Raw genomic sequence first — 25006 nt, forward strand, 5'->3', positions numbered from 1 at the left:
ACCTCTTCCGATGAAAAATATGTTATCATATAGTCACAGTAAAGGAACAGCCCGAAAAAAGGCTGAACATGATACATATCTCTAAGGAGGAACTACTATGAAAAACAACAGAAACGACCTCACAGAACTGGTTTTCATACTCGACCGCAGCGGTTCGATGTCGGGACTTGAAGCTGATACCATCGGCGGGTTCAACTCGCTGATAAAAGACCAGCGGCAGGCGGAGGGCAGGGCGCTGGTAACAACGGTACTTTTTGACACCGAATTTATCTATGTTCACGACCGCGCAGACATCGGCACGATAGCCCCCATGACCGAACGTGACTACGTTCCGCGCGGCTGTACCGCACTTCTCGATGCGGTAGGCAGGACTATCCGCCACATAGCAGGCATACACAAATATGCCCGCCCCGAAGATGTTCCCGCAAAGACCATATTCGTCATAACCACCGACGGCATGGAGAATGCCAGCCGCGAATTCAGCTACAACAAGGTCAAAGCCCTCATCGAAAAGGAACAGAAGAAATACGGCTGGGAGTTCATATTCTTAGGCGCGAACATAGATGCCGCCGCCACCGCAGGGTCAATGGGCATCGAACACGCTTCAAACTACAAGGCAGACAAAAGCGGCACAAGACTGATGTACGGTGCGGTCAACAAAGCTGTCCGCTGTATGCGCAAATGCGCTCCCATGCCTGCTGACTGGAATGCCGAAATGGAAGAAGATGCCAAGCGCTGACACTTATTCTCCGCAGATGTCAACAAGTCCGTAATCGCCTATCTTTCGCTCGATGACGCACTTTGTCAGGTCGAACCAGCGCCCGCATTCATCGAGAATGATAGCATCTGCCGTGACTACGAGCGGCTTTGTTTTCAATATAGCGTCAACGGGGTTCTCTATAAGCACCTCAAGTTCAAAGGTAAGTTCGCCGCAAACCTCAAAAATACGCTCTTTCAGCCGCCCCGAATTGGAAACGGGCGCGTCCAGATAGATGACAGCTTTCTTTATGCCGAGTTCGCCCAGCGTTTCGCACATTGCTTTTATGGCCAGGTCGGTCTGTTCTATCAGCCGATATGTGCCGTGAAGCCCCGCAAGATCTCTAACGGTGCCGTCCATACAGCGAAACAGCATCGACTGCGAATAGGCTATCTCCAGTGTGATGACGGTGTTGAAGCCGTCGATATACAGCGTTTCGCCCGATAGTTCGTCTGCGCCGACCTCTTTAGCCTTTCGCTTAGCAATATTCTCCTGCGGCGATACCACCCGCGCCAGTGCCAGTCTCTGCCGCTCGCTCAGCAGATAGTGATTTCCCACAAAAGTTGTCACGCTTTTCACGGGGTAGCCCCTGTCCAGCAGGAAACCGACTTCCTCAGCCGCCTTGCGCAGAATGACCTGCGCCTTTTCCGAAAAATCCCGCTCATCGGTCGGCATAAAGCCGCGCTTTGCCTGTTTTGCCATATCATCACCTCATATCTTCTCAAACCTGCACCTGCCGCCCACATCTTCGTTCCACATCTCGGCGGGACGTACCCACACGCCGCCCTCGCCGTAAAGTGCGCGATAGACCACCACAGGTTCCAGCGTTTCGGAATGTTTCGCCACGCAGATGACCTCATACTCGTTTCCCTTATAATGGCGGTATCTGCCCGCAGGTATCGCCTGTACAGCTTCTTCAAATGTCATATTTATCTCCTTTCACAAAAAGACCCCCGACATGCGCCGAGGGTCTTGATATTGAACTTACTTTATCACATCTCGCGGTAATCTATCATGCCGTAAGTAGCTTCGCCTGTTCTGTTGGTCATATCCTTAAGTGCAGATACTACAGATGTATCAGCCGCACTGCTCCTCTTGATGACCGCTATCTTGAACTTAGGATAGATAGCACCCATGTTATCGATCTTCTCAGGTACCATCAGCTGTCTGAACGCTGTGTTTACATCGTTGAGCACCTGTTCGGGTGCGGGCTGACCGTTCTCGGTGGGTATCATGACCACGAACTCGTCCGAACCTGTACGGTATACTGCCCTGTCAGGGAAGATATCGTTGAGAGTTTCAACAGTTCTTACCAGCAGTCTGTCGCCTGCGTCGTTGCCGTATCTGGTATTTATCTCACTGAATCCCAGAATGTTGAACATCATGAAGTAGCATGGCTTATCAGCACTTACATCTGACTTTTCCATATCCATCGAGAAAGATACACGGTTGTTGGCATTTGTAAGCACATCCTTGAACATCGCTGTGTTCAGCGACTGTCTTGTCTGTGCGTTCTTTGCGATGGTGGATACCAGCTTCTGGTTGATCCTTTCCTGACGCTTGTTGATGAAGAAGAATACTGTTGTCAGCACGATGATGATCGCACCGAATGCACCCAGGAACACTCTCATGGCGTATGTCAGCGAATAGATATCCGACTTTGCAACGTTTACGGTAAACAGCCAGTCATACTTGGCTATGTACACGTAGCTGGCAACATAGTCCTTGCCGCCGTCAGTGTACTCTATCTTACCTGTAGCGTCCGTATTTGTCGCACCGTACTTCTCGCACAGCTTTTTCAGTTCATCTACCTCGATAGGAACATCGATCTTTCCCTTATCCTGACCGTTAAACAGTATGTTGCCGCTGTCCGCCTTGATCATATAGTAGAATGCGTTTGTCAGCGCCGACTGTGCCTGCTTTGCCTTGACTTCCTTATCAGCGGCGTTTTTGTTCGCACCCGATATCCTGTCCAGAGTGGTTATCAGACCATCTGTTTCGATACCGATACCGACCAGACCGATAGGCTTGCCGAGCGAATCGTATACGGCTTTGTACATCGAAATTACCTGTTTATCGGAAGCGGGCGATCTCATGATACCGCCGTTGTAGACCTGCTTACCGCTGTTTTTAATGGCTTCCTGCAACAGGATAAGTTCATCGCCGCTTCTGGTGGGCTTGCCTATAGCACCCATCATGGTAGAGTGGACAAGCACTGTGGTATCCCACTTTGAAATATACAGACCCTCGATATAAGGTATATCAAGGTGGAAATCTCTTGCCAGCTTTTGTGCCGCCTGAAGTTTTTCCTCGTTTTCGGGATCCTCCAGCAGTTCAGTGACCTGTGCCGCCCTGCTGAAGTCCTTCAGCTGTCTTTCAGACACCTCAACGTAGTTCAGTATTACCTGCGCACGCTCTTCGGTGGTCATATTCAGGTGGGCATCAGAATTTGCCCTCGTCCTCGAACTGATTATATTTGTTATCGTCAGTACCAGACCCAGCATGATTATCAGCTGGAATATAAGTACCAGATTAAGGGATATGCCGCCCTTCTTCTTTTCCTTCTTTTTTGCCTTAGCCATATCTTAAAACTACCCTTTCTCTGACCGCATGGATATCTGCGGTTTATTTTGCTTCATATGTTCTGAAACGCTTGCAGTGATCAGCCGAAAAGTCCGAAAAGACCTTTCTTCTTTTTCTTGCTGGTAAGTTCTTCCAGAAACTCTTCATCTTCCTCCTCATCTGTTTCCGCCGCACTCAGCAGACTGCTGACACGGTTTTTCAGCAGGTCGTTTTTTGAAGTCCCTCCCGAACCTGCACCGTCAGCCACCTGCGAAGATGTCATAGACTGGAGATTTGAAGACTGCACAGGTGCAGCGCCGAACTGCATTGACTGTACATATCCCGATTGTACGGGCGCCGCCCCGAACGGCATCGACTGGAAGTAACCTGACTGTACAGGTGCCGCTGACGGCATGCCGGCAGGCATACCGCTGAACGCCGAATTCTGCGCACCCATAAGTTCACCGATAGGTATGATCCTGTCGGGCATTACTATACAGCCCGCCGAGTTTTCCGGACTCTTCGATATGATGTGTTCCAGACACCCCGCGCATGGGAGCATCGGACTGCGGGTCATGGCATCTATTAGGACCATCGAATCCACCGAAACTTCGTTGCCGTAAGTCTGCATATTGAGCATAGCATCTATCTCAGCATGTACGCTCACCTGTTTGCCGTTCATCATCTCGGTATGGCTGACGCCGTTATAGACCCTGCCTGTGCGCGATATCATAACGCATATCGTATCACCGGGAGCAACACGCTCACCGCTTTGTGCGCGGGCATTTGCGACCTCCAGTGCGATATTGTAAATGGCGTCAAATGTCATATTCTTTAACCACCTTTCCTTCGTCTGCTGTACCCTTTCACAATTACGCGCAGACCCTCTCGTAAATAATATTGTATACCTTGCCCAACAAATTGTCAATAGCATATGCTACTATTTGAATACATAAAAAAAAACTTCGTACACTTGCACAATTTTCGCCTGCCACGCCATAGCATTATGACAACACTCCGACACAGCTTAAGTGCCTTGATTTTGTTTAATATGCTTTATAATTTGCATCTCCGACAACTGTTTGATAGCTTATTCATACAATTATTTGACTTTTTTGGCAGTGACCATTTTTGACCATCATTCCCTTACCTGCGCAGACTGTCAATTTGCACAATTTCAGTGATAGTTCGCCTCTCAAAACATACTATTTACCCTTTTTTTGCTTCTGTGATGCACAAAAAAGCACTCCCGCAGCTGACAGGAGTGCTTTTACGCTTTTGTGTATTACGGCAAACGATTTGCCGCATGGGTATGAACAGTGGATATCACGTTTTAGCCGAGAGGCTTGATGCCCTTGACATAAGCCGCCAGCAGTGAGATATCAGAAACGTTTACCTTGCCGTCGCCGTTGATGTCAGCGCATTTCATTTCGTCATCGTCCAGCTTCTTGACAGATTTTACGTAAGCCGCTATCCTCGAAACATCGGTGACATTGACTTTACCGTCGCCGTTGACATCGCCCTTTCTGCTCTCATCGGCAGTGGTGTCGCCGTCCTTCGGCTCAGTTTCATCGTCTGTTGGCTGAGTGTCGGCAGGCTTTGGCTCGTCTTCGTCCTCAGTAGGCTCGGTGTCGGCGGGCTTTGGCTCGTCTTCGTCCTTAGTAGGCTCGGTGTCTGTGGGCTTATCCTCGTCAGCGGGCTTATCTTCATCTTCGGGCTTGGTGCTGTAAGTAAAGGTCAGTTCGGTTGTATAGCCTGCCGACTTTACAGCAACTTCAAAGCTGTCGCCCTCAGCAAAGGGTGATGCTTCTGTATCGAGAGTGCCGTCTGCCTTGATTATCACAGTTGCTCTCTTGCCGCTTGCGGAGTACTCGGTACCGTTAACGCTCACTGCGGTGATGTTCCTGATGTAAGCTGCAAGCTGCTCGTCAGTGAAGCCCTCAGCTGTTGTCAGCGATACAGACTCCTTATCGTAAGCCGCAGGCATATCGGCAGTAGTAAGGGCGAATGTTGCTTTTGCAGACTCGTAAACGCCGTTTTTGTCAGACATTACCAGTGTGTATTCGCCCGGCTGTGCATCAGTGAAGAACACTGCGCTGTCGCTGAAACCGCAGTCAAGACCCTCTACAGAGTAAACTGCATCGTAGTCTTCGGGCTTTTCGGTGACAGTTATGGCTGTCTTGCCGGCAGTTGCCTCTGCATCTTCAACAGAAACGGGTGTTTCCTTGTACTTATAGAACTTCTTTGGGAGGTAGGTATCAGTCTTTGCCGAAACCACGCCGTTTTCGGTGATATATACTATCTCGGTGACGGTTGCACCATCAGTTGGCAGGAACGACTGATATTCCAGCGGGTTGCCCTTGCCGTCATCGGTCAGGTAACCTACCGACCACGAAAGTTCGTTTCTCCAGATATTCTGCTCGTGTCTGAGCGCATAGCTGTTGCCGTCTGCGGTCTTGATGATAACGCCGTAGATAACGCCTAAGTCAGATGCTTCCTTGACGGTGAGCATGTAGTCGCCGCGCTTGGTGTCGGTTTCGACTTTTGGTGATATCTCTATGCTTTCAGGCTCACTGTCTGTTACTTCTGCGAAAGTTACAGCACCGTCCTTTACAGTGACTATCTTGTAAGCCGCAGGCTTATCCTCGCTTGCCGCGAAGCTGTACTGCTCACCTATCTCAGCAGCAGCAGACCTTGTAACAGCCACAGGGTAGGTCACGCCGTAAATCTTGCCGACTGTGTCACTGCCTTCTTCGCCTGCGTTGTTGTAGGTGCCTTCAAAAAGTTCGCCCTTGCCGTTTTTGGTGGTCTTGGTAACGGTAGCGGAACTTACAGCGTCAAGGCAGCTGTCATTGGGGGCTTCCTTAAGTTCAGCGGCATAGAACTCGGCATAAGGGATATTCATGGTGCCGTAAACGAACTTGCTGTAGGTGAAACTCAGCTTATTCTCAAAGCCTGTTGCTGTCACTTCTATCTCGTAGCTGTCCTTGTTGTCGGCAAAAGGCGCTGCGCTGTCGATGATAACACCGTCAGTGCCGACTATTTTTGTGGCACCTCTGCCGCTTGCGGAATAAGCCTTTCCTTCAACGCTTACGGAAGAGATGTTCTTTATGAAATTGTTCAGGTCTTCCTCTGTGAAGCCCTCTGCGGTGGTAAGAGCGCCCTTTTCGTCATCATATACCGCAGGCATGTCAGCGGTGGTCAGCTGGAATGATGCTGACAGGTCGGCGTACTTGCCGTTTGCGTCCTTTACAGTCAGTGTGTAACTGCCCGCAGAAGCATTCTCAAAGGTGAAGCTGTCGCCGTAAAACTGTGCTTCAAGACCCTCTACCGAATAATCTGCCTTATAATCGGCAGGTACGCCGTCCTTGACGATATCAGCCTTGCCCGCAGAAACAGCGGTATTTGCCACGCTCACGCCGCCATCGAACTTAACGGGGATATAGACATTGCCCACATCAACGGTAACATAGCCGTCAGCGGTGATGAACTGTACATCGGTGACTGTCTTGCCCATAAGTGTAACAAAGTTCTCGTATTCGAGATAGTTGCCATGAGCTTCGACTGTCTTTATGCCCGATGACCACGAAAATTCGCCGCCGCGCCATATGTTCTGTTCGTGTCTGAGGGCATATTTGCCACCGTCAGCCGTGTCGATGATGATGCCGTAGATGATACCTGACGGCTTGTCTGTAACATTCAGCAGGTAATCGCCCCAGGGAGTAGATGTGCTTAGTTTTGCACTGCCCTCGACTGTTTCGGGCGCACTGTCTATGACCTTTGAAAAAGTCACATTTCCGCCGCTGACAGTTGCCTGCTTATAGCTGACAGGCTGTGCGGTCAGTTCAGCGAAACCATAGTTGTTCTCGCCCAGCGCATCAAGGTCTGCCTTAGTGATGGCAACAGGGTATACAACGCCGTAAATTTTTGCCTTTATCTCGTTGCCTGCGCCGTTCACACCTGCATCGGTGACTGCTTCGCTCCACGCGCCCTCAAACATCTGACCTGCGCCTGTCATCAGCGATTTGCGGTCAGTAGCCGATGACACGGCATCAAGTACATTGACATTTGAAGCGCCCTCAAGTTCAGCCGCATAAAACTCGGCATAAGGTATCTTCATAGTACCGTACAGCACCTCATCGCCTGTTGCCGCATCTGCAATGATATTCATCGGCAGGGCACTCGCAGCCAGTGCTGCGCACACGGTAAGTCCCAGTATTGACTTTGCTTTCTTCATAAAGCATCTCTCCTTACATAATATAATTCTGCCCCCTGCAAGTTAGTATAATCTAACCAAACTATACAGCAGAGGTCATTCACATGAAGCATTATACCATATCCTACCATACAGGTCAACAATATATATGAAAGTTTACAAGTAAGCCAAAGCTAACAGAACAGAGCGTTATTTTCAGCCGCAGACAAAAAATGCGCAGCCGTGAAAGACTGCGCATAAATATTTTTATAGGCTTATTTGAGCGAATCATAGAACGACTTTGCCGCATCTGCCGAACTTGCTTTGTCGAATATATACTCGTTTGCCGCCGCGAAGAAAGCGTCGATGGTATCGCCGTTTTCAAGTGCGGGGTCAAGTTCGGTCATTGGAGTGCCGCTCATCTCCTGACTTGCGTCATATTGCAGACCTCTCATCTGGTCACTAATGGCTTCCTGTGCCGACTTGCTCAGCGGTATGCCCTTTTCAACGCCCTGAAGTTCTGCCATCTCACTGCTGTTGAGCAGGAAGTCCAGCAGCATCGCAGCTTCATCGGGGTGCTCGGTATCCTTGCTTACCGCGTACATTGTCGCGGGTTTAGCATACCAGCCCTCGCCCGCTGTTCCGCCTGCCATAGTCGTGTAAGGTGCGATAACTATCTCCCTGCCCTTATCTATTGCAGAGCCGAAATAGTTGTTCGCATCGCTGACCCATGCTACACTGCCTGCGTATTCCTCGCCGTCCAGCTTCAGACGCTCATAATATTCCACCTGAGGGAGAACTTTCTCGTCCACCAGCTTTTTATAGAACTCTATCATGGTACGGAAATCGTCAGCCGTGAAATTGAAGCTGCCGTCATCAGCCAGTATCTTTTTGCCTGTAGCCTGCTCGGTATAGGTGATAAGATACAGCCACATCGACTTAGATGACGCACTCAGCGGATAAATGCCGTCCTTGCTCATGACTTTTGCCGCACTGAACAGGTCGTCCCATGTGGCGGGCACTGCCAGACCGTAATTGTCATAGATAGTCTTGTTTATATAGACTGTCATGGCATTCATCGCTATGGGAAGAGCATTCAGCTTGCCGCCGCGTCTGCCGTATTTCAGCACTTCTTCGTCAAAATTATCCAGCTTTACGCTATCTTCGAGCGCATCGATATCAAAATAGCCGCTGCCGTCATCGGAATATGTCGAGAGCCAGCCGTAATTTATCTGCATGACATCGCACTCGGTATCAGATATCATCCACACCTTATTGCGCATCTCATAGCCTGCCCATTCCGAATAGCTGACATTTACCTTTATATCGGGGTGCAGTTCCTCAAACTTCTCTATCGCCTCGATGGTGTACTTATTTCGCTTGTCATTGCCCCACCACGAAAAAGATATCTCGGTTTGCGGTTTGCGCTCATTTTTTTCGCTGCTTCCGCAGGCTGTCAGCATGCCTGCCGCCAGCACCGCACTTGTGAGGGCTGCTATTGCCTTAGTAATATTCATATCCACACCCTCCTTACAGCTTTATCTTATAACTGCCGCGATACTGCTTCTTGGCATCTTCAAGGGCAGTCAGCGCGCCGTCAAATATTTCCTGATAATCATTGCCCGAAATGGGGTAGATAGCCGCGCCGACTGTCGCAGAAGTTTTCAGCGTGCCCATAGTATTTGTTGAAAGGCTCTCCCGGAACATCTTGCAGACGAGTTCACAGTTGCGGTCTACTTCAGTGCGGAAATCGTCATCAGCCGCACTTGAGGGCTTGGTCAGCACAGCGAACGTATTCTCGCCCAGTCTGCCCTTGCAGTCAACATCGCGGAATATCTGGTCGATTATCAGCACCATCTTTTCAAGCTGTTTGTTGGCGGTATTGCGGTCTATCTTGTTGATGATATCGGGGAAATTGTCTATCTCCATGATGACCAGCGCACGCTTGTCCTTTTCGGAAGACTTGTTTACGATATTCTTCGACTTGTCGCGGAAGTAGCGGTTGCCCAGCACACCCTCGAAGCCGTCTTCACGTATCTCTGCCGAAAGACCCGAAGTTACCGTACCGATAGGATCAGCGATACGCCTTACGAATACCGAACCTGCACCTACTGCCAGTATAGCAGCGACTACCGCCGCAAATATGATATATATCTTCATGCTGGCAGCTTCTTTAAGGATTATGTTGGTGGGTATCGAACAGATAACGAACCACGAACCGCTGCTGCGGTTGACGCTTACAAGGTTCTCGCTGTCTGCAACAGCCTTGAAATATGCGCCATCAATATTTTTCAGCAGATCTTCGGGCAATGCCGAACCCAGTTCGTCCTTTTTGGAAGAGTAGATCATCTTATAGCGGCTGTCGGTCAGCCTTATCTCCATATCGTCCAGATTATCGGGGTTCTCGAACACATTGTCAAGTTCCGATGTGTAAAAAGATATGCAGAACAGCGCATTTTCATGTATGCGCTTTACGTAGTAGATACGCTCGAAATTATCGCCGTAGCCTGTATACCAGCCGTCATGTGTACGGTCACGGGTGATCATACCCGAAAGATCGGTATACAGCTTCTCACCGAACAGTGCGTTGGTGCCGTTGGATATCTTGCCGACTGTGTGGTTGTTGCTGTACACGATACCGTAGTCAACGAAGTTCTCCATAAGGCACAGCTTGTACAGTTCATCGGATATCTCCTTTTCGGTATTCAGCGCCTCATACTTATCGTTTGAGGGGTCGGTGGCATCGTAGGTGTAGGCATCGTCCACAGAATATGCCAGTGTGCCGACCTGCTCCATCCTGTCCAGATAACTGTCAAGATTGATACGCAGCTGCTAGTTCAGCGACTGCGTCATCGAACTGACTTTCTCGGTCAGCAGTGCGTCATAACGTTTTATGGCGAACATGGTTATGCCCAGTATCGCCACGATAACGATGACCGCGTAACCCACTATCATGAAGATACTGAGTTTCTTGATCTTTTCCAGGCTTTGCGCCTGAATTTCATCTCTAGTCATTTTTACCTCCTGTGATTCCCTTTTTGCGGTGTGTGCCCCGCTTGAAACATAATTCTACACGGTATCCCCCTGACGCACCTGCACAATGCGGTTTCGACCCGAAACATGATGCGGCGATATTATCTTCCCCCGAACGAAAGACAAAAAAGATGACCGCCTGCCATTGTTGACATCAATTACCGAAGTTCTGCATTATCGGTCAGTGAGGATACCATTTGACCCTATAGTTTAGAATTATACCATATGAACATTACGAGTTCAAGGATAATACGGTTTAACTCAGGTAAATTATTATAGCAAATAAAGCATACGAATTGTTAAATCACGACAAATTGTAATATTTTTTTAATAATCAAAGAATACAACTTTCTTGAAAAAGCTGTATTGACTTTTTTTCTCAAATGTGTTATAATACCCGTTAGCTATGACTAATTATTAAGGAGATGCCCATATGCCTGAGATTTCCCGCGTTCTGCCGATGCTGATGTGCCTGACTTTGCTGACTTCGTGCGCATCGGACAAGGCAGTATCTTCGACCGCAGCCGACCCGAATGCAAAGTCGAGCGGTTCTATATTTGCGATGGATACCTACATAACCGTCACCGCATACGGTGAGAACGGCGATGCGGGCATATCTGCCGCAAAGGACGAGATATCCCGTCTTGAAAAGATGTGGTCTGTGACCGATGAGAACAGTGAGATATACGCTGTTGACCATGCGGGCAGTGCTGAAATGTCCATATCAGATGAAACTGCCGAACTGATAGAATTCGCGCTTGATATGCACGAGCGCACAGGCGGTGCGCTGGACATCTCGCTGTACCCTGTGCTGTGCGCGTGGGGGTTCACAACTGGCGAATACCGAGTACCTGATGATGACGAGATAGCGGGACTGCTTGCACGCACAGGTGTCGGGAAGATAAAACTCAGCGGAAACAACATTACTTTGCCCGACGGCATGGAGATAGACTTAGGTGCTGTTGCAAAGGGCTGTGCGGGCGACAAAGCTGCTGCTGCGCTGAAAGAAAGCGGCGTGGAATGCGCACTTCTCGACCTGGGCGGCAACATACAGACTGTCGGTGAAACAAAGCCTGACGGTAAGAAGTGGAAAATAGGCATACGCGACCCTTACGGCGAGGGTTCGGTGGCTACACTGGAGATAGGTGAGAGCGCAGTGATAACCTCAGGGGGATATGAGCGTTATTTTGAAGAGGACGGCGTGGTATACAAACACATACTCGACCCGAAAACGGGCAGACCCGCCGAGAGCGGTCTGGTGAGTGCAACAGCCATAGGAAAAGAGGGGCGCTACTGCGACTCGCTTTCGACTTCGCTTTACGTGCTGGGCGCTGAGGGTGCGGAAAAGCTATGGCGTGAGAGCGAAGATTTCGACATGGTGCTTATCGCTGAAGACGGCAGTTTTATCATAACGGAGGGCATAGAGGACAGCTTTGCGCTGACAGTCCCCGCTGAAATGAAGGTACTGAAACGATGAGCAGGCGCAGCATTTTCATTATCATCACTGCTGTGATAATGCTGGGTGCAGGGGCGTGGAGCGTTTACCTTATGCTTAGACCTGCGGGGGAAACGGTCATAATATCGCAGGACGGCAAGGAACTTTACCGTCTTGACATTACCCGCGAGCCTGACAGGACTATTGAAGCAGAATACGAAGGGCGAAAAAATATCATTGAGATAAAGGACGGCGAGGTATACATGTCACACGCCGACTGCCCCGACCACATCTGTATAGAAACGGGTAAACTCCGCCCCGATACCCCGATAGTCTGCCTGCCGAACAGACTGGTGATAGAGTACGAAAACAGCGGTCTTGACGGCACAGCGAGGTGAGATGATGAAGACCAAAAAGCTGACAAAACTGGGTCTGCTGACCTGCCTTGCGCTGATAATATTCATCATCGAACTGCGTCTGCCCGACCTTGTACCGATACCGGGTGTTAAACTGGGGCTTGCAAATATCGTGACGGTCTACTGCATATACACTTTTACACCTGCCGAAACTGCGATGATGCTTTTTTCGAGGATACTTCTCGGAGCGCTGTTTTCGGGCAACCTGATGGCGCTGTGGTACAGCATAGCGGGTGGAATGCTTTGTTTTGCGGGCATGACACTGCTCAGGCGATTTGCCGATGAAAAGAACATGTGGTTTTTGAGCGTGGCAGGTGCGGTTCTGCACAACATCGGTCAGATAACTGTAGCCATGATAGTACTTAAGAGCACTACTGTGCTGGGGTACCTGCCGTTTCTGCTGATATCGGGGTGCATCGCGGGGCTTTTTACGGGGATATGTGCTCAGCTGGTCACCAAAAGGCTGAATTGACAGCATTCTTTCTATACTATTCAGGGCACAGAAGCCTGTGGGCGGGCGGGTGGGGCGCAGTCCGTGTCAGAGAATGGGCGCGGATACGCAGATTTATCCGTCCGCTTTTTTGCAAATGCAGATATGCCCTTGACATTCACTGAAAAATAGGGTATAATTAAGTCATAGTACAGCCATAGGATTACTAAAAACTTAACAGGAGGGCACTATGAAGATCTCTACTAAGGGTAGATATGCACTCAGACTTATGACAGACCTTGCAGAACACCATCAGGACGGATATGTTCCGATAAAAGTAATCGCTGAAAGGCAAAATATCAGCGACAAATATCTTGAACAGATAATATCGATACTCAGCCGCGCCGGATATGTGAGGAGCATACGCGGTGCGGGCGGCGGTTATATGCTTGCTTACCCGCCTGAGAATTACACTGTCGGCATGATACTCAGGCTGACTGAGGGCAGTCTTGCCCCTGTAGCCTGTCTTGAAACTGATGAAAATCTCTGTGAGAGGGCGGAAAACTGTCCCACTCTTTTTATATGGGAAAAGCTATATGCGGCAATAAACGATGTGGTGGATAACATCACTGTTGCCGATATAGTTGCCAGAAAGACCAACGCAGGGGATTTTTACAACATTTGATAAAAGAATAATATCTCACACCGGGGAGGAACGGTGCGTCCGTTCATGTATCGTCAGGTCAGCGCTCTGTAGCGATCAGCTGTAAATGAGCCCGAAGATACATGGGCGGGCGCTTTTTCTGACAGGAGTGATAACATGAAGATAAAAGAAACTTTTGGGTCACTGAGCGGCTTTGAGCGCGGGCTGTGGGCGGCATCACTGGCGGTGATAGCCATAGCGTATGCACTGACAGGCGGCGGTGCGGCAGAACTGGCGGCTTCGCTGATAGGGGTGACTGCTCTGATATTCGTGGCTAAGGGAATGGTGACGGGACAGGCTTTGACGGTGGTATTTTCTCTGTTTTACGGCATGATCTCCCTCAAAGCCCGCTACTACGGCGAAATGCTCACATATCTCGGCATGACTGCACCCATAGCGGCGGCGGCAGTGGTATCGTGGCTGAGGCACCCTTTCGAGGGAAGCAAAGTGGTGGAAGTCGCACCGATGACCGTTAAAAAACTGGGACTGCTGACCTTGCTTTCTTCCGCAGTGACGGCGGGGGCATACTTTCTGCTGAGGTGGCTTGGCAACGCAAACCTTGTTTTCAGCACTGTTTCGGTATTCACAAGTTTTATGGCTTCGGGGCTGACCTTTCTGCGAAGCCCTTATTACGCACTGGGGTATTCCGCCAACGACATAGTGCTTATTGTGCTTTGGATCGGGGCATCGCGGGAGGACAGGTCGGCTATGCCGATGGTATTCTGCTTTGTGATGTTCCTCGTGAATGATCTATACGGATTTTTCAACTGGCGCAGACTTGAAAGTGCGCAGAAAAAGTGAGATCATAAATGCAGCGGCGGAAAACTTTTCTGCCGCCTTTTTTCAACTACCCGCCTCACTTTTTTTAGGCGTATCGCACATAAAAATTTTCTCAGGCACTTGTTATCTGAGCGGATATGTGTTATAATTAGTTTCAAGGTGAGTTGACAGTGGTGAACTGATGAATGCCGCTGTACCTCACCATTACATAAGGAAACTTACAGCGCAGTGCTTTACGCGCTTTATCAAGGAGGAATAAACATGCAGATAACCGAAAAACAACTGGAACAGGTCAACGACCGCATAAGGGCGCTGATCGAATCGAACAGCTTTTACGGCAAAAAGCTGGAAGAGGCAGGCATAAGCGAGGTAAATTCGCCCGAAGATTTTGCAAAATTGCCTTTCTCGGAGAAAAAGGATCTGAGAGATGCTTACCCGCTGGGGCTGATGACTGCGCCTGAGGACGAGATAGTGCGCATACACTCTTCATCGGGTACAACAGGCAAGCCTGTCATAATACCCTACACTGCAAAGGACGTTGACGACTGGGGCGAGATGTTCAAGAGATGCTACGAAGTTGCGGGCATCACCAAAAAGGACAGGATACAGATAACTCCCGGCTATGGTCTGTGGACTGCGGGAATAGGCTTCCAGAACGGCTGTGAGAAGCTGGGCGCGATGGCTGTGCCGATGGGTCCCGGAAACACCGAGAAACAGCTTGAAATGATGCAGGCACTTGAAACCACTGTGCTTTGCTCGACTTCCTCCTATGCACTGCTGTTGGCTGAGGAGATACAGAAGAGGGGCATAAAGGACAAGATACACCTGAAAAAGGGCGTTATCGGTTCCGAGAGATGGTCGGATAAGATGAGAGAGCGCATCTCCAACGAACTTGGCATCGAACTTTACGACATCTATGGGCTGACCGAGATATACGGTCCCGGTATCGGCATAAACTGCGAGTACAACACAGGCATGCACTACTGGAACGACTATCTCTATCTTGAGATAATCGACCCAAAGACAGGTGAGAACCTGCCTGACGGCGAGTGGGGCGAGATAGTCATAACCACACTGGTCAAGGAGGGTGCGCCGCTGATACGCTACCGCACACACGACCTTTCGAGGATAATACCCGGCGAATGTCCCTGCGGCAGAAAGTTCCCCCGCATAGACACTATAAGGGGCAGAACTGACGACATGATGAAGATAAAGGGCGTTAACGTGTTCCCCTCGCAGATAGAGGAAGTTCTGGCTGAGTTCGATGAGATATCCAGTGAATACCAGATACGCATTTCTCACCTTGACGGCAAGGATACCATGCGCATATACGTTGAAACCAACGGTCATGTTGATTTCGCAGACCTTGCAAAGCGCATCGCTGAAAAGGTCAAGAGCAGGATAGGCTTCACACCCATCGTAAAGGTGGTAGAGATAGGCGTTCTGCCGAGAAGCATGAAGAAGACTGCCCGCGTTATCGATGAAAGATTTGACTGATACAAGGCACATATAGACAGATGGAGCACTTCCGCTTTTGCGGGGGTGCTTTTTTGTGAGGATACACACCGCTGACACGCCGCAAAACAGCAGTTTTACAGAACTTAATGTGGTAAACAAAACTCTCAGCGCTCCTTTTGTTTACCACATTTTCAGCCTGTATGCTATAGCAATCCGCCTTAAAATTCAGACAAAATCCAGTCACAAAACCCATAAATCCCAGCTTTTGCGACTGGATTTTGTGAATTTAAAAAGTTGGATTGCTATAAATGGATAGTCATAAAAGCAAAAAATGCTACTAATTGTTGCGAATTTGCTAATATTGTTGCTTGACAAAATTACGGCAATATCCTATAATATTTGTTGTGGGCTGAAAAAGCCGATAATACGATAATACAGAACAGGAGAGAATAACATGAAAAAGACGATAGCGATTCTGGCGGCGCTGGTAATGACACTGGGCGGTGCGGCTTATCTGCCGATGCAGGAGTTTTCTGCGGGTGCTGTACTGACTGCAAGCGCGGCAACAGGTGAGTTCACTGAGGGTGCTTACCAGTACAATGTCAAGGCTGACGGCACTGTGGTGATAGAAAATTACACAGGCAGTGAAGCAACTGTGAAGATACCCTCGACACTGGGCGGAAAGACCGTGACTGAGATAGGCGAACGTGCTTTCGCGCTTAACCGCAGTATTGTCACTGTAAACATTCCCGACACTGTCAAGGTACTGGGCGACCACGCTTTCTTCCTCTGCTACTCGCTGACCAATATCAGCATACCTGACAGCGTCACAACTGTGAAAAATTCGTGCTTCTGGGGCGATGACAGCCTTGTGAGCGTCAGCATGCCCGATTCTGTAACAGATATGGAAGCACTGGTATTCGCTGACTGCAAGAACCTCAGATATGTTAAACTGCCTGCGGGTCTTGAAGAACTGCCCGGCTACACATTCAACAAGTGCCCGTCACTTACAAGATGCGATATCCCTGAGGGTGTTAAAAGGATAGGCGGAAACGCATTTATAGACTGTACATCGCTGAAAGCACTGTTAGTACCTGCCGGTGCTTCGATAGATGACTATGCTGTAGGTTTTGGATACAACGGCGATACCATACAGAATATCGAGGGTTTCAAGATGTATGTTTATCAGAACTCCCCTGCTGAGGAATATGCAAAGAACTTCTCGGTGCCTTATGTGTACTATGAGGGTCAGCCCATACCTGAGTTTGAAACAAAGGGCGATATCAACGATGACGGCAAGGTGAATGTCACCGATGTTTCAAAGATAGCGGCACATGTAAAGGGCGTTAAGTCGCTGGACAGTGCAGGCATTTCAAAGTCTGATGTGAACGGTGACGGCAAGGTGAATATCACCGATGTATCGAAGATAGCGGCTCAGGTAAAGGGCATAAAGAAGCTGTAACGGTCGCGGAAGAACTTTGTGGAGAAAAAGAAAACGGAGAAAACAGCAAAAAAGCAAGCGGCGGTGATTTCACCGCCGCTGTGCTTTCAAAAAGACAAACGATAATTGGTCACGGGAGTTTCCCGTCAGAAGGAAGGAACATTTTTATGAAGAGAATAGCGGCATTCACACTGGCACTGACTGTAATATTCGGCGGGGCGGCTTATCTGCCATGTGCAGTGGACAGCGGTGCGATAGTGGCACACGCAGAAAATTCAACAGGTGCATTCGTTATAAACGAATTTGGCAACGGAACATGCTCCATCAAAAAGTGTGTCAGCCCCAATACCGAGAACATTGTAATACCCGAAACGATCTTCGGCAACACAGTGGTCGAGATAGATGAGAACGCATTTATGTTCCATAAGAACATGAAAACAGTAGTTATACCCGATACCGTTAAGATAATACATGAGGGCGCATTTTACAGCTGTTATGAACTGACATCAGTGCAGATGAGCAAAAATGTTGAGGTACTGGAAGACCAGGCTTTCTTTGACTGCACTAAGCTCAGCTACATAAACATACCTTCATCTGTCATGTATATTGGCAGGATATGCTTTGCGAACACTGCGTTGAAGAACGTCACCATACCGAGTACACAGACTGTACTGGGCAGTGAACTTTTCTCAGGCTGTAAGGATCTCGAAACGCTGGTACTGCCCTCAAAGCTGGACAGCATACCGCAGTCGATGTGCTATGACTGCCCGAAACTGAGAAGCGTGACCATTCCCGATGGTCTGTGCTATATCTCTGACGAAGCATTTCGCGGATGTACCGGTCTTAAATCGCTCACCATACCCGCAAGTGTGCAGAATGTGGGCTATTATGCCATCGGCTTTGATATCAACACGCAGAAAGACAGCGGCTTTACTGCCAGAGTCACAGCAGGCACAGCGGGCGAAACTTATGTCAAGCAGAACGGACTGAACTACGTTTACGCAGGCGGAAGCAGCGGCGGCGCAGGCGATGTGAACAGTGACGGCAAGGTGAATGTCACCGATGTTTCAAAGACTGCGGCACAGGTAAAGGGCGTTAAGTCGCTGGACAGCGCGGGCAAATCAAAGGCAGATGTGAACGGCGACGGCAAGGTGAATGTCACCGATGTATCGAAGATAGCGGCTCAGGTAAAGGGTATAAAGAAGCTGTGAGGCACACCGCCTTACACGCCGACATAACCGTGTCATTTTTTAGTGGTATGTCGGCGGGATAGCCGTATAAAACAAAAACCATCGTCACGCTTGAGCGGCGATGGTTTTTCTATATCATACAAAGCCCTCTTCGACATAATCGCGCTCGAAGAGTTCATGACATATCTCAGGCTTTAAAAGCTGTTCGTCAATGCAGGCGAGCAGTTTTTTTGTTATGAACTGCCGACTGCAATTGCGATATTTCGGCAGGCTGAACCTGTCGAGAATGTTCCACAGTTCCCTTTTCCATAGAAGCCTCAGCTGGTTTGACAGCTTTGCTTTCGGGTTCGGGCGGGCGCACCTGACTGTTTCTATGCTGTCTTCATCAACGACTATAACGCCCCAGTATTCGGGTATATGGGCTTCGGCAGACTTGCGGTGGCTTCTGCCGACAACAAGGTAATTCTCGTCAAAAAAGCTGTCATAGCTTTTCACCTGCGAGCGCAGGCGTGCATAGCTGTCAGCATCGCTTTTTATCTCGTAGCCTGTCAGCTTATCGGTGACGGCATAGAAATCACACCTCGACTTACCGATAACGACTTCCTCGAAAATGCGTATCTTCGGGGAAGTCGTTTCGATTTCAAAGAACAGCTTATCCCTTATCTGAGGGTCAAGCATATCATTCGGTGGTGACGGTCAGCTTGTCGCCGTCAGCCGCTATTTTAACGAGAGTTATACTGCCCTCGCCCTTTTCAACGATGACTTCGGCAATTTTATCCTCTATCTCGGTGCGGATAACGCGGCGGATATCTCTTGCGCCCAGACGGTTGCCGTGACTCTTTTCAGCTATCAGCTTAAGTGCATCATCGGTGTATTCCAGCTTGACTGCCTTTTCGGACAGCGGCGCTTTCATCTCGTCCAGCATCAGTGCGGCTATCTTAGCGTAGTCTTCCTTAGTCAGCGGGTTGAACATTACTATCTCGTCAACTCTGCCCAGAAATTCGGGCTTGAGGAACTCACGCAGAGCCTTCATAGCCTTGTTTTCGGCTATCTCGGTGGCGGTCTTGTTGAAGCCCACGCCCGAATCCTTGTCAGCGGCACCCGCATTGGAGGTCATGACGATGACGGTATTCTCGAAAGAAACACTTCTTCCCTGTGAGTCGTTCAGCCTGCCCTCGTCAAGTATCTGGAGAAGGAGGTTCATGACATCGGGGTGCGCCTTTTCTATCTCATCGAACAGCACCACGCTGTAGGGCTTGCGCCTTACCTTTTCGGTCAGCTGACCAGCCTCGTCAAAGCCCACATATCCGGGAGGCGAACCGATCAGCTTGGAAACGCTGTGCTTCTCCATATACTCGGACATGTCTATCCTTATCAGCGGTTCGGTGGCATCGAACAGTGACTCGCCAAGCACCTTTACCAGTTCGGTCTTGCCCACGCCTGTAGGTCCCACAAAGATGAACGATGCGGGGCGGCGGCGCTTGTCAAGCTGCACGCGGGTGCGCTTGATAGCTTTTGCCACCTTATCCACAGCTTCTTCCTGACCGATGATGCGCTTTGACATCTCGTCTTTCAGATTTCTGATCTTATTGAATTCGCTCTGTGCGATCTTGTTGGCGGGTATACCTGTCCACAGTTCTATGACCTTTGATATGTCATCATCGGTCACATATACCTGATCCAGCTTTTCTTTCAGGTCATCAAGCTGTTTCTGCATGCGGCTGACCTCGCTCTTTTCGCGTGCGATGGCTTCATAATCGGGGTCGTTGCCCTGTTCGAGTGCGTCTGCCTTGTCGATGTGCTTTTTCAGTTCCTTTTTCAGCTTGTCGTACTCGCCTATCTCAGGAGTCCTGATGCTTGCGCATGCGCAGGCTTCGTCCAGCAGGTCGATGGCTTTATCGGGCAGGAAACGGTCGTTGATGTATCTTTCGGAGAGTATGGCGCACTTTCTCAGCGATTCGTTGCTGACATGTACGCGGTGGTACTCTTCGTAGTACTTGCTTATGCCTTCAAGGACGGTGATAGTGTCCTCAACAGTGGGTTCACCGACTGTGACGGGCTGGAAGCGTCTTTCAAGGGCTGAGTCCTTCTCGATATACTTGCGGTACTCAGCAAAAGTTGTCGCACCTATCACCTGTATCTCGCCCCTTGACAGGCTGGGCTTAAGGATATTTGCGGCATTCATGCTGCCTTCGGAGTCACCTGTGCCCACGAGAGTATGCACCTCATCGATGAACAGGATTATATTGCCCTCAGCCTTTACCTCTTCCACAAGACTCTTACAGCGGCTCTCAAACTGACCTCTGAACTGTGTACCTGCCACCAGCGAAGTCAGGTCGAGCAGATATATCTCCTTATCAGCCAGATGGAAAGGCACATCGCCCTTGACTATCTTCTGGGCGATACCCTCAGCTATGGCGGTCTTTCCAACACCGGCTTCACCTATCAGGCAGGGGTTGTTCTTCTGTCTTCTCGACAGGATATGCTCGACTCTCGATATCTCGCGTTCTATGCCGATGATGTTGTCAAGTTCGCCGTCACGGGCTTTCTGGGTAAGGTTGGTGCAGTAATTGTTGAGGAATTTCAGCTTCTTTCCGCTCCTGCCGACAGGCTCTTTTGCGCGGTCTTCACCTTTCTCGCGCTTTCTTGATGAAGAGTCGGGTCTGACAGCTCCAAAGCCCTCACCGCCTGTCAGGTTCTTCTCCAGATTGTCAGCCATATTCTTTATGCCGCCGAAGAGGTTCGACAGTATATCAGGCATTGTGCCGCTGCCGCCCGGCTCAAAATCCATGCCGTCGTCAAGGTCTTCAAAGGTATCGTTCATTGCCTCGATGTCCTCGTCTGAAATACCCATCTTCTTGATGTAGTCTTCTACCTGAGGTATTTTCAGTTCTCTTGCGCAGCTAAGGCACAGACCCTCGTTCTTCATTGCCTTTGTAGGGTCATTGGGGTTTGCCGATGATACGAATACCACCGCAGGTCTTTTGCCGCATCTTGAACATTTTATCATACTTGATTCTCCTTTCGCTTACTATTTATATCATTTATAGAAAAAGTCAAAGAAATATCTGAACAGGAATGTCTTCCCGCCTATATCAGCGTTGAAGACCGTCATGCTGTTTTTGGTGGCGGTACAGAAAAAGCTGAGCGCCCAGCCCATCACCGCACAGTACAGCAGACCCTTTATCGCACCAAGCACCAGTCCCGCAAAGCGGTCTGCCGCCTTGACTTCGGGTATCGTGTCGGTAACGCCCGAAATGAATATCACCAGTTTAAGCAGCAGCATGACCACTGCGAAGCACACCGCGAACAGGACTGTCCTGACAACGCCTACGAGTATGGGCTTTATCGCCTTTTCAACGATGTAGTCCGCCGCATCTTCCTTGCTCTGTGTGGCTGCGCGGGTGACACATTCGCGCAGCTGGTCTGTCGGGATACTCACGCGGTCGATGTATGGGGTCAGCCCTGTTTCATCAAGCTGCTTATTGATGGTATCGGGCAGTTCGCTGTTGAAGTATCCGTCTATATTCTGCCGCAGGAGGTCTATCTCGCTGCTGTCAGCGCCTTTCTGCTTGAGCAGACCGCTGAGATTTTCAAGGTAGTCGCCGCCCTGGGATATCATATCAGAAACTTCCTGCTCGGTAACAAGTTCGCCGTAGCCCTGTTCACGAAGTTTCTGCATGACCACTTTTTTCGGGTCGAAATCTTCTATCGCTTTTGTTACATGCGCCTTTACATCATCACGTATATACCTGTCATAGACAGGTCCTGCAAGATGGTCAGATGCAAAGGCTGATGCCGCCGTAGCGATGACTGCTGCGAGTATACCTATGAAATACTTGCGAAATCCTTTGACATAGCCCACTATACAGGTCACTATCAGTATTATGAGGACGATGATATCAAATATTATAGATGCCATATCTCGCCCCCCCTTACGTGGTAAAGGATATCTTGTTGACCTCACGCAGGTCGCAGAAGTACACATTATCTCCGAAATAGACGAAATCGCTGTAATCGGAACTGCACTCTGCGGTGGCAGCGAGGTTGCCATAGACATCATAACAGTTTATGCTGTTATCCTTAAGAAGTATTATCTTGTTACCGCTTATCTTTATCCTTTCAGGATCACCGTCATCGGTGCTGACGGTATATTCGGGAGCAGTTTTCTCGGAGTCGCTGTCAAATATCAGCAGTTCAGCTGACCGCCGCCTGACACCGCTGAGAGTAACTGCCGCGCATTCGCGGCCTAGCGAGAAATCTTTCAGCCCGCCCTGATAGCTGTAGCCGAAACTTATCTTGCCGTCCTTATCCAGCTTATAGAATGCGGTATCACCTGCCACCCAGAAGTCGCCGTTATCATTTTCCATCGCCTGCAATGCCAGACAGGGCAGCGCTTCGCTCTGCATAACGGGTTCTTCGGTATCGAAGCTGAAATATCTCACCACTGAACTGAGAGTACCGCCGCGGCTTGAATAGGTAGTGACGAAGCAGCCGTTACCGCTTTCATCAAATGTCACGCTGATCAGCGATGAACTGCTTGACCACTTGAATATCTCGCGTCCGTTGCCATCATAGACTGTCAGTATGCCGGCATACTTTTCATCTGAGGTAACGACTGCCACATTGTTATTCTCTGCTATCTCTGCCATTATGATGCGGTTCTTCACGACCTTTGAGAACATCTCGCTCTTCCTGCCCACCACCATCAGTGAACTGCCGCCCTTATCGTAGAGAAGCACCCTCTTGTCTGAGGCTTTCATAACGGGGTCAGCGTAGTTATGGCTGAACGAATTTGTTTCGTTGCCGTCCTCATCGTAGAATTTAAGCTGGTTCTTGTCAAGGCAGAGCAGGTAGCTGCCTGTACTGCCGATGCTGCTAACCGAACCTTCATCAAAACTCAGCGGGAAATTGCCCTTTTTGACCTCGCCGTCATTGACGATAGTTTCTTTCGGGCGGTTGAGTACTTTTTCAAGTGCAGGCACCCAGCTTTGTCTTGTGAAATATGCTGTCAGCGCAAAAGCCGCCACTATCACCAGTGCTGCTGCTGTACGTATGCGGCGCTTGTTCTTTTCACGCGCCCTTGCTTCACGTATCTCCTCAGCGGTGGGCGTTTTTCGCTTGCCGCCCGTTCTTCTGCGTCTGCGGGGCGGCTCGTTCTCATCGGGGATACCGCCTGTTCTCGTATGCTTTATGCTCTCACGGGCTATCTCAGCCGCATCACGCGGGGGTGCTGCCTTTTTCTTCGGTGCAGACTGTCTGTGCTTTTTTACGGGAGCAGTCTTCACTTCTTTATGCGGCGCTTCACGTACCTCTGCGGCAGCTTCGGCGGAGATATCTTTTTCCTGTTCGTCGGCAGCTTCTAAAGTTTCTTCTGCCTTAGCTTTTGCTTCACGCAGTTTTTTGCCGACATTGGCATTTGCCTTTCTGTTTCTTCCCTTACCCTTTTTACTCAATCTTCAGGTTCCTTATCATAATAAACTTTGTTCAGGTACAATCCCTGAGGCGGGACAGTTTTGCCTGCTTTTGTGCGGTCTTTCGACTCAATGATGCGGGGTATCGCGTCTGCGGCTATCTTACCCTCGTTTATGAAAAGCAGTGTTCCCACCATAATCCTGACCATATTATACAAAAATCCGTTTCCTGCCACAGTGAAGATGACCAGTTCACCCTCACGCCTGACATCAAAACGATATATTGTTCTCACAGTTATTTCCTTGTCGCAGGCTGTCGAGCAGAACGCCTTGAAATCATGCTCACCCACATAGTCCTTAGCCGCCTTGTCCAGCAGCACTTCGTCTATCGGGTAGGTATTTCTGAAAGCGGTGTTCTTAAGGAACGGATCCTTTATCCTGCTGTTATGCACGATATACTCGTACTCTTTTCCCTTGCAGTGGTATCGCGCATGGAAGCCCGCTTCACACTCCTCACAGCCGATGACGCTTATATCATCGGGCAGCCACGAATTGAGTCCCAGCTGTATCCCGCGCGGGGTTATGGTGCTTTCAAGTTCCATACTCAGCACATACATTCTTGCATGCACGCCCGCATCTGTTCTTGAACAGCCCTGCACCACCACTTTTTCGCCTGTCAGCTTGAAGATAGCGTTCTCCACCACCTCCTGCACAGCCAGTGCATTCGACTGACGCTGCCAGCCGTGATAACCGCTGCCGTCGTATGCTAAAGTTACTTTAAAGTTTCTCATCCCATCAGATCAAGCGCTGCCTTCGGCAGATATGTTATCTCTTTCAGCTCGGTGATCGGTTTTGTGATGGTAACATCTATACCATTCTTTTTAGCGGGAATAAGTATTTTTATCCAGTCCTCATCGACATCCAGCACCTTACACCTGACCTCTTCACGGCTGATGTTCAGTATGACCTCCTGACCGATGAGCTCTGACAGTATCTTTGACATTGCGCTACCTCCGTTTACACGTTTTTCCAGTTTTCTTATGCGTCTTTCAAGTATCTGTATCTTCTTTTCCAGTTCTTCCTCTTTATATTTTTCAAGTTTTTCTACTCGTTGTTCAACAGTCGGTTTCTTATCTTTATTGATATTGATGTTGATATCTTTACGCATTCCCATAGCTTTTCTCCTTTTTCG

At 49.4% G+C, this 25006-nt stretch carries 23 protein-coding genes; 9 read left to right on the top strand and 14 right to left on the bottom strand.

Going from position 1 to position 25006, the window contains the following annotated elements; translation table 11 throughout:
* Window positions 1-97: 97 nt before the first annotated feature.
* Window positions 98-739, top strand: a complete 642-nt coding sequence (locus CUS_RS06305; protein ID WP_002848326.1) for a vWA domain-containing protein — start codon at window positions 98-100, stop codon at window positions 737-739.
* A 3-nt stretch (window positions 740-742) separates the two neighbouring features.
* Here CUS_RS06305 and CUS_RS06310 read toward each other — a convergent pair whose 3' ends face one another.
* The 8 genes from CUS_RS06310 to CUS_RS06345 all read right to left on the bottom strand — a co-directional run bounded on the left by CUS_RS06310 (window position 743) and on the right by CUS_RS06345 (window position 10529).
* Entirely contained in the window at window positions 743-1459 is a 717-nt protein-coding gene (locus CUS_RS06310; protein ID WP_002848570.1) for a DUF434 domain-containing protein, read from the bottom strand.
* Between the two features lie 9 nt (window positions 1460-1468).
* Window positions 1469-1684, bottom strand: coding sequence for a DUF1653 domain-containing protein (locus tag CUS_RS06315; protein WP_002848423.1), 216 nt, complete (start codon window positions 1682-1684; stop codon window positions 1469-1471).
* Window positions 1685-1749: 65 nt separating this feature from the next.
* Entirely contained in the window at window positions 1750-3339 is a 1590-nt protein-coding gene (locus CUS_RS06320; RefSeq protein ID WP_002848185.1) for a sensor domain-containing diguanylate cyclase, read from the bottom strand.
* 80 nt (window positions 3340-3419) lie between these two features.
* Window positions 3420-4148 (bottom strand): hypothetical protein, encoded by a 729-nt coding sequence (locus CUS_RS06325; RefSeq protein WP_002848385.1) that lies wholly within the window; start codon window positions 4146-4148, stop codon window positions 3420-3422.
* Between the two features lie 504 nt (window positions 4149-4652).
* Entirely contained in the window at window positions 4653-7556 is a 2904-nt protein-coding gene (locus CUS_RS06330) for a dockerin type I domain-containing protein (RefSeq protein ID WP_002848259.1), read from the bottom strand.
* Window positions 7557-7789: 233 nt separating this feature from the next.
* On the bottom strand, window positions 7790-9031 hold the full coding sequence (locus CUS_RS06335; RefSeq protein ID WP_002848644.1) for an ABC transporter substrate-binding protein: 1242 nt from the start codon (window positions 9029-9031) through the stop codon (window positions 7790-7792).
* A 13-nt stretch (window positions 9032-9044) separates the two neighbouring features.
* The gene (locus CUS_RS06340; RefSeq protein WP_002848357.1) at window positions 9045-10310 is read right to left on the bottom strand and encodes a diguanylate cyclase domain-containing protein; all 1266 of its coding nucleotides are present in this window, start codon (window positions 10308-10310) and stop codon (window positions 9045-9047) included.
* Between the two features lie 36 nt (window positions 10311-10346).
* Window positions 10347-10529, bottom strand: a complete 183-nt coding sequence (locus CUS_RS06345) for a hypothetical protein (protein ID WP_002848633.1) — start codon at window positions 10527-10529, stop codon at window positions 10347-10349.
* A gap of 451 nt (window positions 10530-10980) precedes the next feature.
* Between CUS_RS06345 and CUS_RS06350 the strand changes: the two genes are divergently transcribed.
* The 8 genes from CUS_RS06350 to CUS_RS06385 all read left to right on the top strand — a co-directional run bounded on the left by CUS_RS06350 (window position 10981) and on the right by CUS_RS06385 (window position 18421).
* Window positions 10981-12024 (top strand): FAD:protein FMN transferase, encoded by a 1044-nt coding sequence (locus CUS_RS06350; RefSeq protein ID WP_002848480.1) that lies wholly within the window; start codon window positions 10981-10983, stop codon window positions 12022-12024.
* Window positions 12021-12380 carry a NusG domain II-containing protein gene (locus CUS_RS06355; protein WP_002848372.1) on the top strand — a complete coding sequence of 120 codons (360 nt, stop codon included), beginning with the start codon at window positions 12021-12023 and terminating at the stop codon, window positions 12378-12380. Before CUS_RS06350 ends, CUS_RS06355 begins: the two co-directional genes overlap by 4 nt.
* Window positions 12381-12384: 4 nt before the next feature.
* A complete protein-coding gene (locus CUS_RS06360; RefSeq protein WP_002848564.1) occupies window positions 12385-12870 on the top strand; it encodes a Gx transporter family protein in 486 nt (161 codons plus the stop codon).
* 208 nt (window positions 12871-13078) lie between these two features.
* The gene (locus tag CUS_RS06365) at window positions 13079-13513 is read left to right on the top strand and encodes an RrF2 family transcriptional regulator (RefSeq protein ID WP_002848168.1); all 435 of its coding nucleotides are present in this window, start codon (window positions 13079-13081) and stop codon (window positions 13511-13513) included.
* A gap of 135 nt (window positions 13514-13648) precedes the next feature.
* Window positions 13649-14332 carry a nicotinamide riboside transporter PnuC gene (gene pnuC / locus CUS_RS06370; RefSeq protein ID WP_002848490.1) on the top strand — a complete coding sequence of 228 codons (684 nt, stop codon included), beginning with the start codon at window positions 13649-13651 and terminating at the stop codon, window positions 14330-14332.
* A 240-nt stretch (window positions 14333-14572) separates the two neighbouring features.
* Window positions 14573-15808 carry a phenylacetate--CoA ligase family protein gene (locus CUS_RS06375; protein ID WP_002848274.1) on the top strand — a complete coding sequence of 412 codons (1236 nt, stop codon included), beginning with the start codon at window positions 14573-14575 and terminating at the stop codon, window positions 15806-15808.
* Window positions 15809-16223: 415 nt separating this feature from the next.
* Window positions 16224-17231 (top strand): leucine-rich repeat protein, encoded by a 1008-nt coding sequence (locus CUS_RS06380; RefSeq protein ID WP_002848400.1) that lies wholly within the window; start codon window positions 16224-16226, stop codon window positions 17229-17231.
* A 146-nt stretch (window positions 17232-17377) separates the two neighbouring features.
* Window positions 17378-18421 (top strand): leucine-rich repeat protein, encoded by a 1044-nt coding sequence (locus CUS_RS06385; RefSeq protein ID WP_002848216.1) that lies wholly within the window; start codon window positions 17378-17380, stop codon window positions 18419-18421.
* Window positions 18422-18535: 114 nt separating this feature from the next.
* On the opposite strand, the gene CUS_RS06390 is transcribed toward CUS_RS06385, so the two are convergent.
* The 6 genes from CUS_RS06390 to CUS_RS18555 are packed head-to-tail and all read right to left on the bottom strand — an operon-like array spanning window position 18536 to window position 24988.
* On the bottom strand, window positions 18536-19078 hold the full coding sequence (locus tag CUS_RS06390; RefSeq protein WP_002848455.1) for a sce7726 family protein: 543 nt from the start codon (window positions 19076-19078) through the stop codon (window positions 18536-18538).
* A gap of 1 nt (window position 19079) precedes the next feature.
* Entirely contained in the window at window positions 19080-21410 is a 2331-nt protein-coding gene (locus tag CUS_RS06395) for an ATP-dependent Clp protease ATP-binding subunit (RefSeq protein WP_002848229.1), read from the bottom strand.
* Window positions 21411-21440: 30 nt separating this feature from the next.
* On the bottom strand, window positions 21441-22322 hold the full coding sequence (locus CUS_RS06400) for a CvpA family protein (RefSeq protein WP_002848604.1): 882 nt from the start codon (window positions 22320-22322) through the stop codon (window positions 21441-21443).
* Window positions 22323-22335: 13 nt separating this feature from the next.
* A complete protein-coding gene (locus CUS_RS06405; RefSeq protein ID WP_002848483.1) occupies window positions 22336-23856 on the bottom strand; it encodes a DUF5711 family protein in 1521 nt (506 codons plus the stop codon).
* On the bottom strand, window positions 23853-24605 hold the full coding sequence (gene truA / locus CUS_RS06410; RefSeq protein WP_002848189.1) for a tRNA pseudouridine(38-40) synthase TruA: 753 nt from the start codon (window positions 24603-24605) through the stop codon (window positions 23853-23855). Before truA ends, CUS_RS06405 begins: the two co-directional genes overlap by 4 nt.
* Window positions 24602-24988, bottom strand: coding sequence for a hypothetical protein (locus CUS_RS18555; protein ID WP_002848453.1), 387 nt, complete (start codon window positions 24986-24988; stop codon window positions 24602-24604). Before CUS_RS18555 ends, truA begins: the two co-directional genes overlap by 4 nt.
* Window positions 24989-25006 lie beyond the last annotated feature (18 nt).

Origin of the sequence: Hominimerdicola alba 8, from assembly GCF_000178155.2 — a bacterium.
Taxonomy (GTDB): domain Bacteria; phylum Bacillota; class Clostridia; order Oscillospirales; family Ruminococcaceae; genus Hominimerdicola; species Hominimerdicola alba_C.

What these genes read in the sequence shown, in the direction of transcription:
- CUS_RS06315 (WP_002848423.1), bottom strand. Translation starts at nt 1,684, where the DNA reads ATGACATTTGAAGAAGCTGTACAGGCGATACCTGCGGGCAGATACCGC.
- CUS_RS06340 (WP_002848357.1), bottom strand. Translation starts at nt 10,310, where the DNA reads ATGGAGCAGGTCGGCACACTGGCATATTCTGTGGACGATGCCTACACC.
- CUS_RS06380 (WP_002848400.1), top strand. Translation starts at nt 16,224, where the DNA reads ATGAAAAAGACGATAGCGATTCTGGCGGCGCTGGTAATGACACTGGGC.
- CUS_RS06360 (WP_002848564.1), top strand. Translation starts at nt 12,385, where the DNA reads ATGAAGACCAAAAAGCTGACAAAACTGGGTCTGCTGACCTGCCTTGCG.
- CUS_RS06375 (WP_002848274.1), top strand. Translation starts at nt 14,573, where the DNA reads ATGCAGATAACCGAAAAACAACTGGAACAGGTCAACGACCGCATAAGG.
- CUS_RS06305 (WP_002848326.1), top strand. Translation starts at nt 98, where the DNA reads ATGAAAAACAACAGAAACGACCTCACAGAACTGGTTTTCATACTCGAC.
- CUS_RS06365 (WP_002848168.1), top strand. Translation starts at nt 13,079, where the DNA reads ATGAAGATCTCTACTAAGGGTAGATATGCACTCAGACTTATGACAGAC.
- CUS_RS06310 (WP_002848570.1), bottom strand. Translation starts at nt 1,459, where the DNA reads ATGGCAAAACAGGCAAAGCGCGGCTTTATGCCGACCGATGAGCGGGAT.
- CUS_RS06335 (WP_002848644.1), bottom strand. Translation starts at nt 9,031, where the DNA reads ATGAATATTACTAAGGCAATAGCAGCCCTCACAAGTGCGGTGCTGGCG.
- CUS_RS06385 (WP_002848216.1), top strand. Translation starts at nt 17,378, where the DNA reads ATGAAGAGAATAGCGGCATTCACACTGGCACTGACTGTAATATTCGGC.
- CUS_RS18555 (WP_002848453.1), bottom strand. Translation starts at nt 24,988, where the DNA reads ATGGGAATGCGTAAAGATATCAACATCAATATCAATAAAGATAAGAAA.
- CUS_RS06355 (WP_002848372.1), top strand. Translation starts at nt 12,021, where the DNA reads ATGAGCAGGCGCAGCATTTTCATTATCATCACTGCTGTGATAATGCTG.
- CUS_RS06330 (WP_002848259.1), bottom strand. Translation starts at nt 7,556, where the DNA reads ATGAAGAAAGCAAAGTCAATACTGGGACTTACCGTGTGCGCAGCACTG.
- CUS_RS06325 (WP_002848385.1), bottom strand. Translation starts at nt 4,148, where the DNA reads ATGACATTTGACGCCATTTACAATATCGCACTGGAGGTCGCAAATGCC.
- CUS_RS06345 (WP_002848633.1), bottom strand. Translation starts at nt 10,529, where the DNA reads ATGACTAGAGATGAAATTCAGGCGCAAAGCCTGGAAAAGATCAAGAAA.
- CUS_RS06400 (WP_002848604.1), bottom strand. Translation starts at nt 22,322, where the DNA reads ATGGCATCTATAATATTTGATATCATCGTCCTCATAATACTGATAGTG.
- pnuC (WP_002848490.1), top strand. Translation starts at nt 13,649, where the DNA reads ATGAAGATAAAAGAAACTTTTGGGTCACTGAGCGGCTTTGAGCGCGGG.
- CUS_RS06395 (WP_002848229.1), bottom strand. Translation starts at nt 21,410, where the DNA reads ATGATAAAATGTTCAAGATGCGGCAAAAGACCTGCGGTGGTATTCGTA.
- CUS_RS06350 (WP_002848480.1), top strand. Translation starts at nt 10,981, where the DNA reads ATGCCTGAGATTTCCCGCGTTCTGCCGATGCTGATGTGCCTGACTTTG.
- truA (WP_002848189.1), bottom strand. Translation starts at nt 24,605, where the DNA reads ATGAGAAACTTTAAAGTAACTTTAGCATACGACGGCAGCGGTTATCAC.
- CUS_RS06390 (WP_002848455.1), bottom strand. Translation starts at nt 19,078, where the DNA reads ATGCTTGACCCTCAGATAAGGGATAAGCTGTTCTTTGAAATCGAAACG.
- CUS_RS06320 (WP_002848185.1), bottom strand. Translation starts at nt 3,339, where the DNA reads ATGGCTAAGGCAAAAAAGAAGGAAAAGAAGAAGGGCGGCATATCCCTT.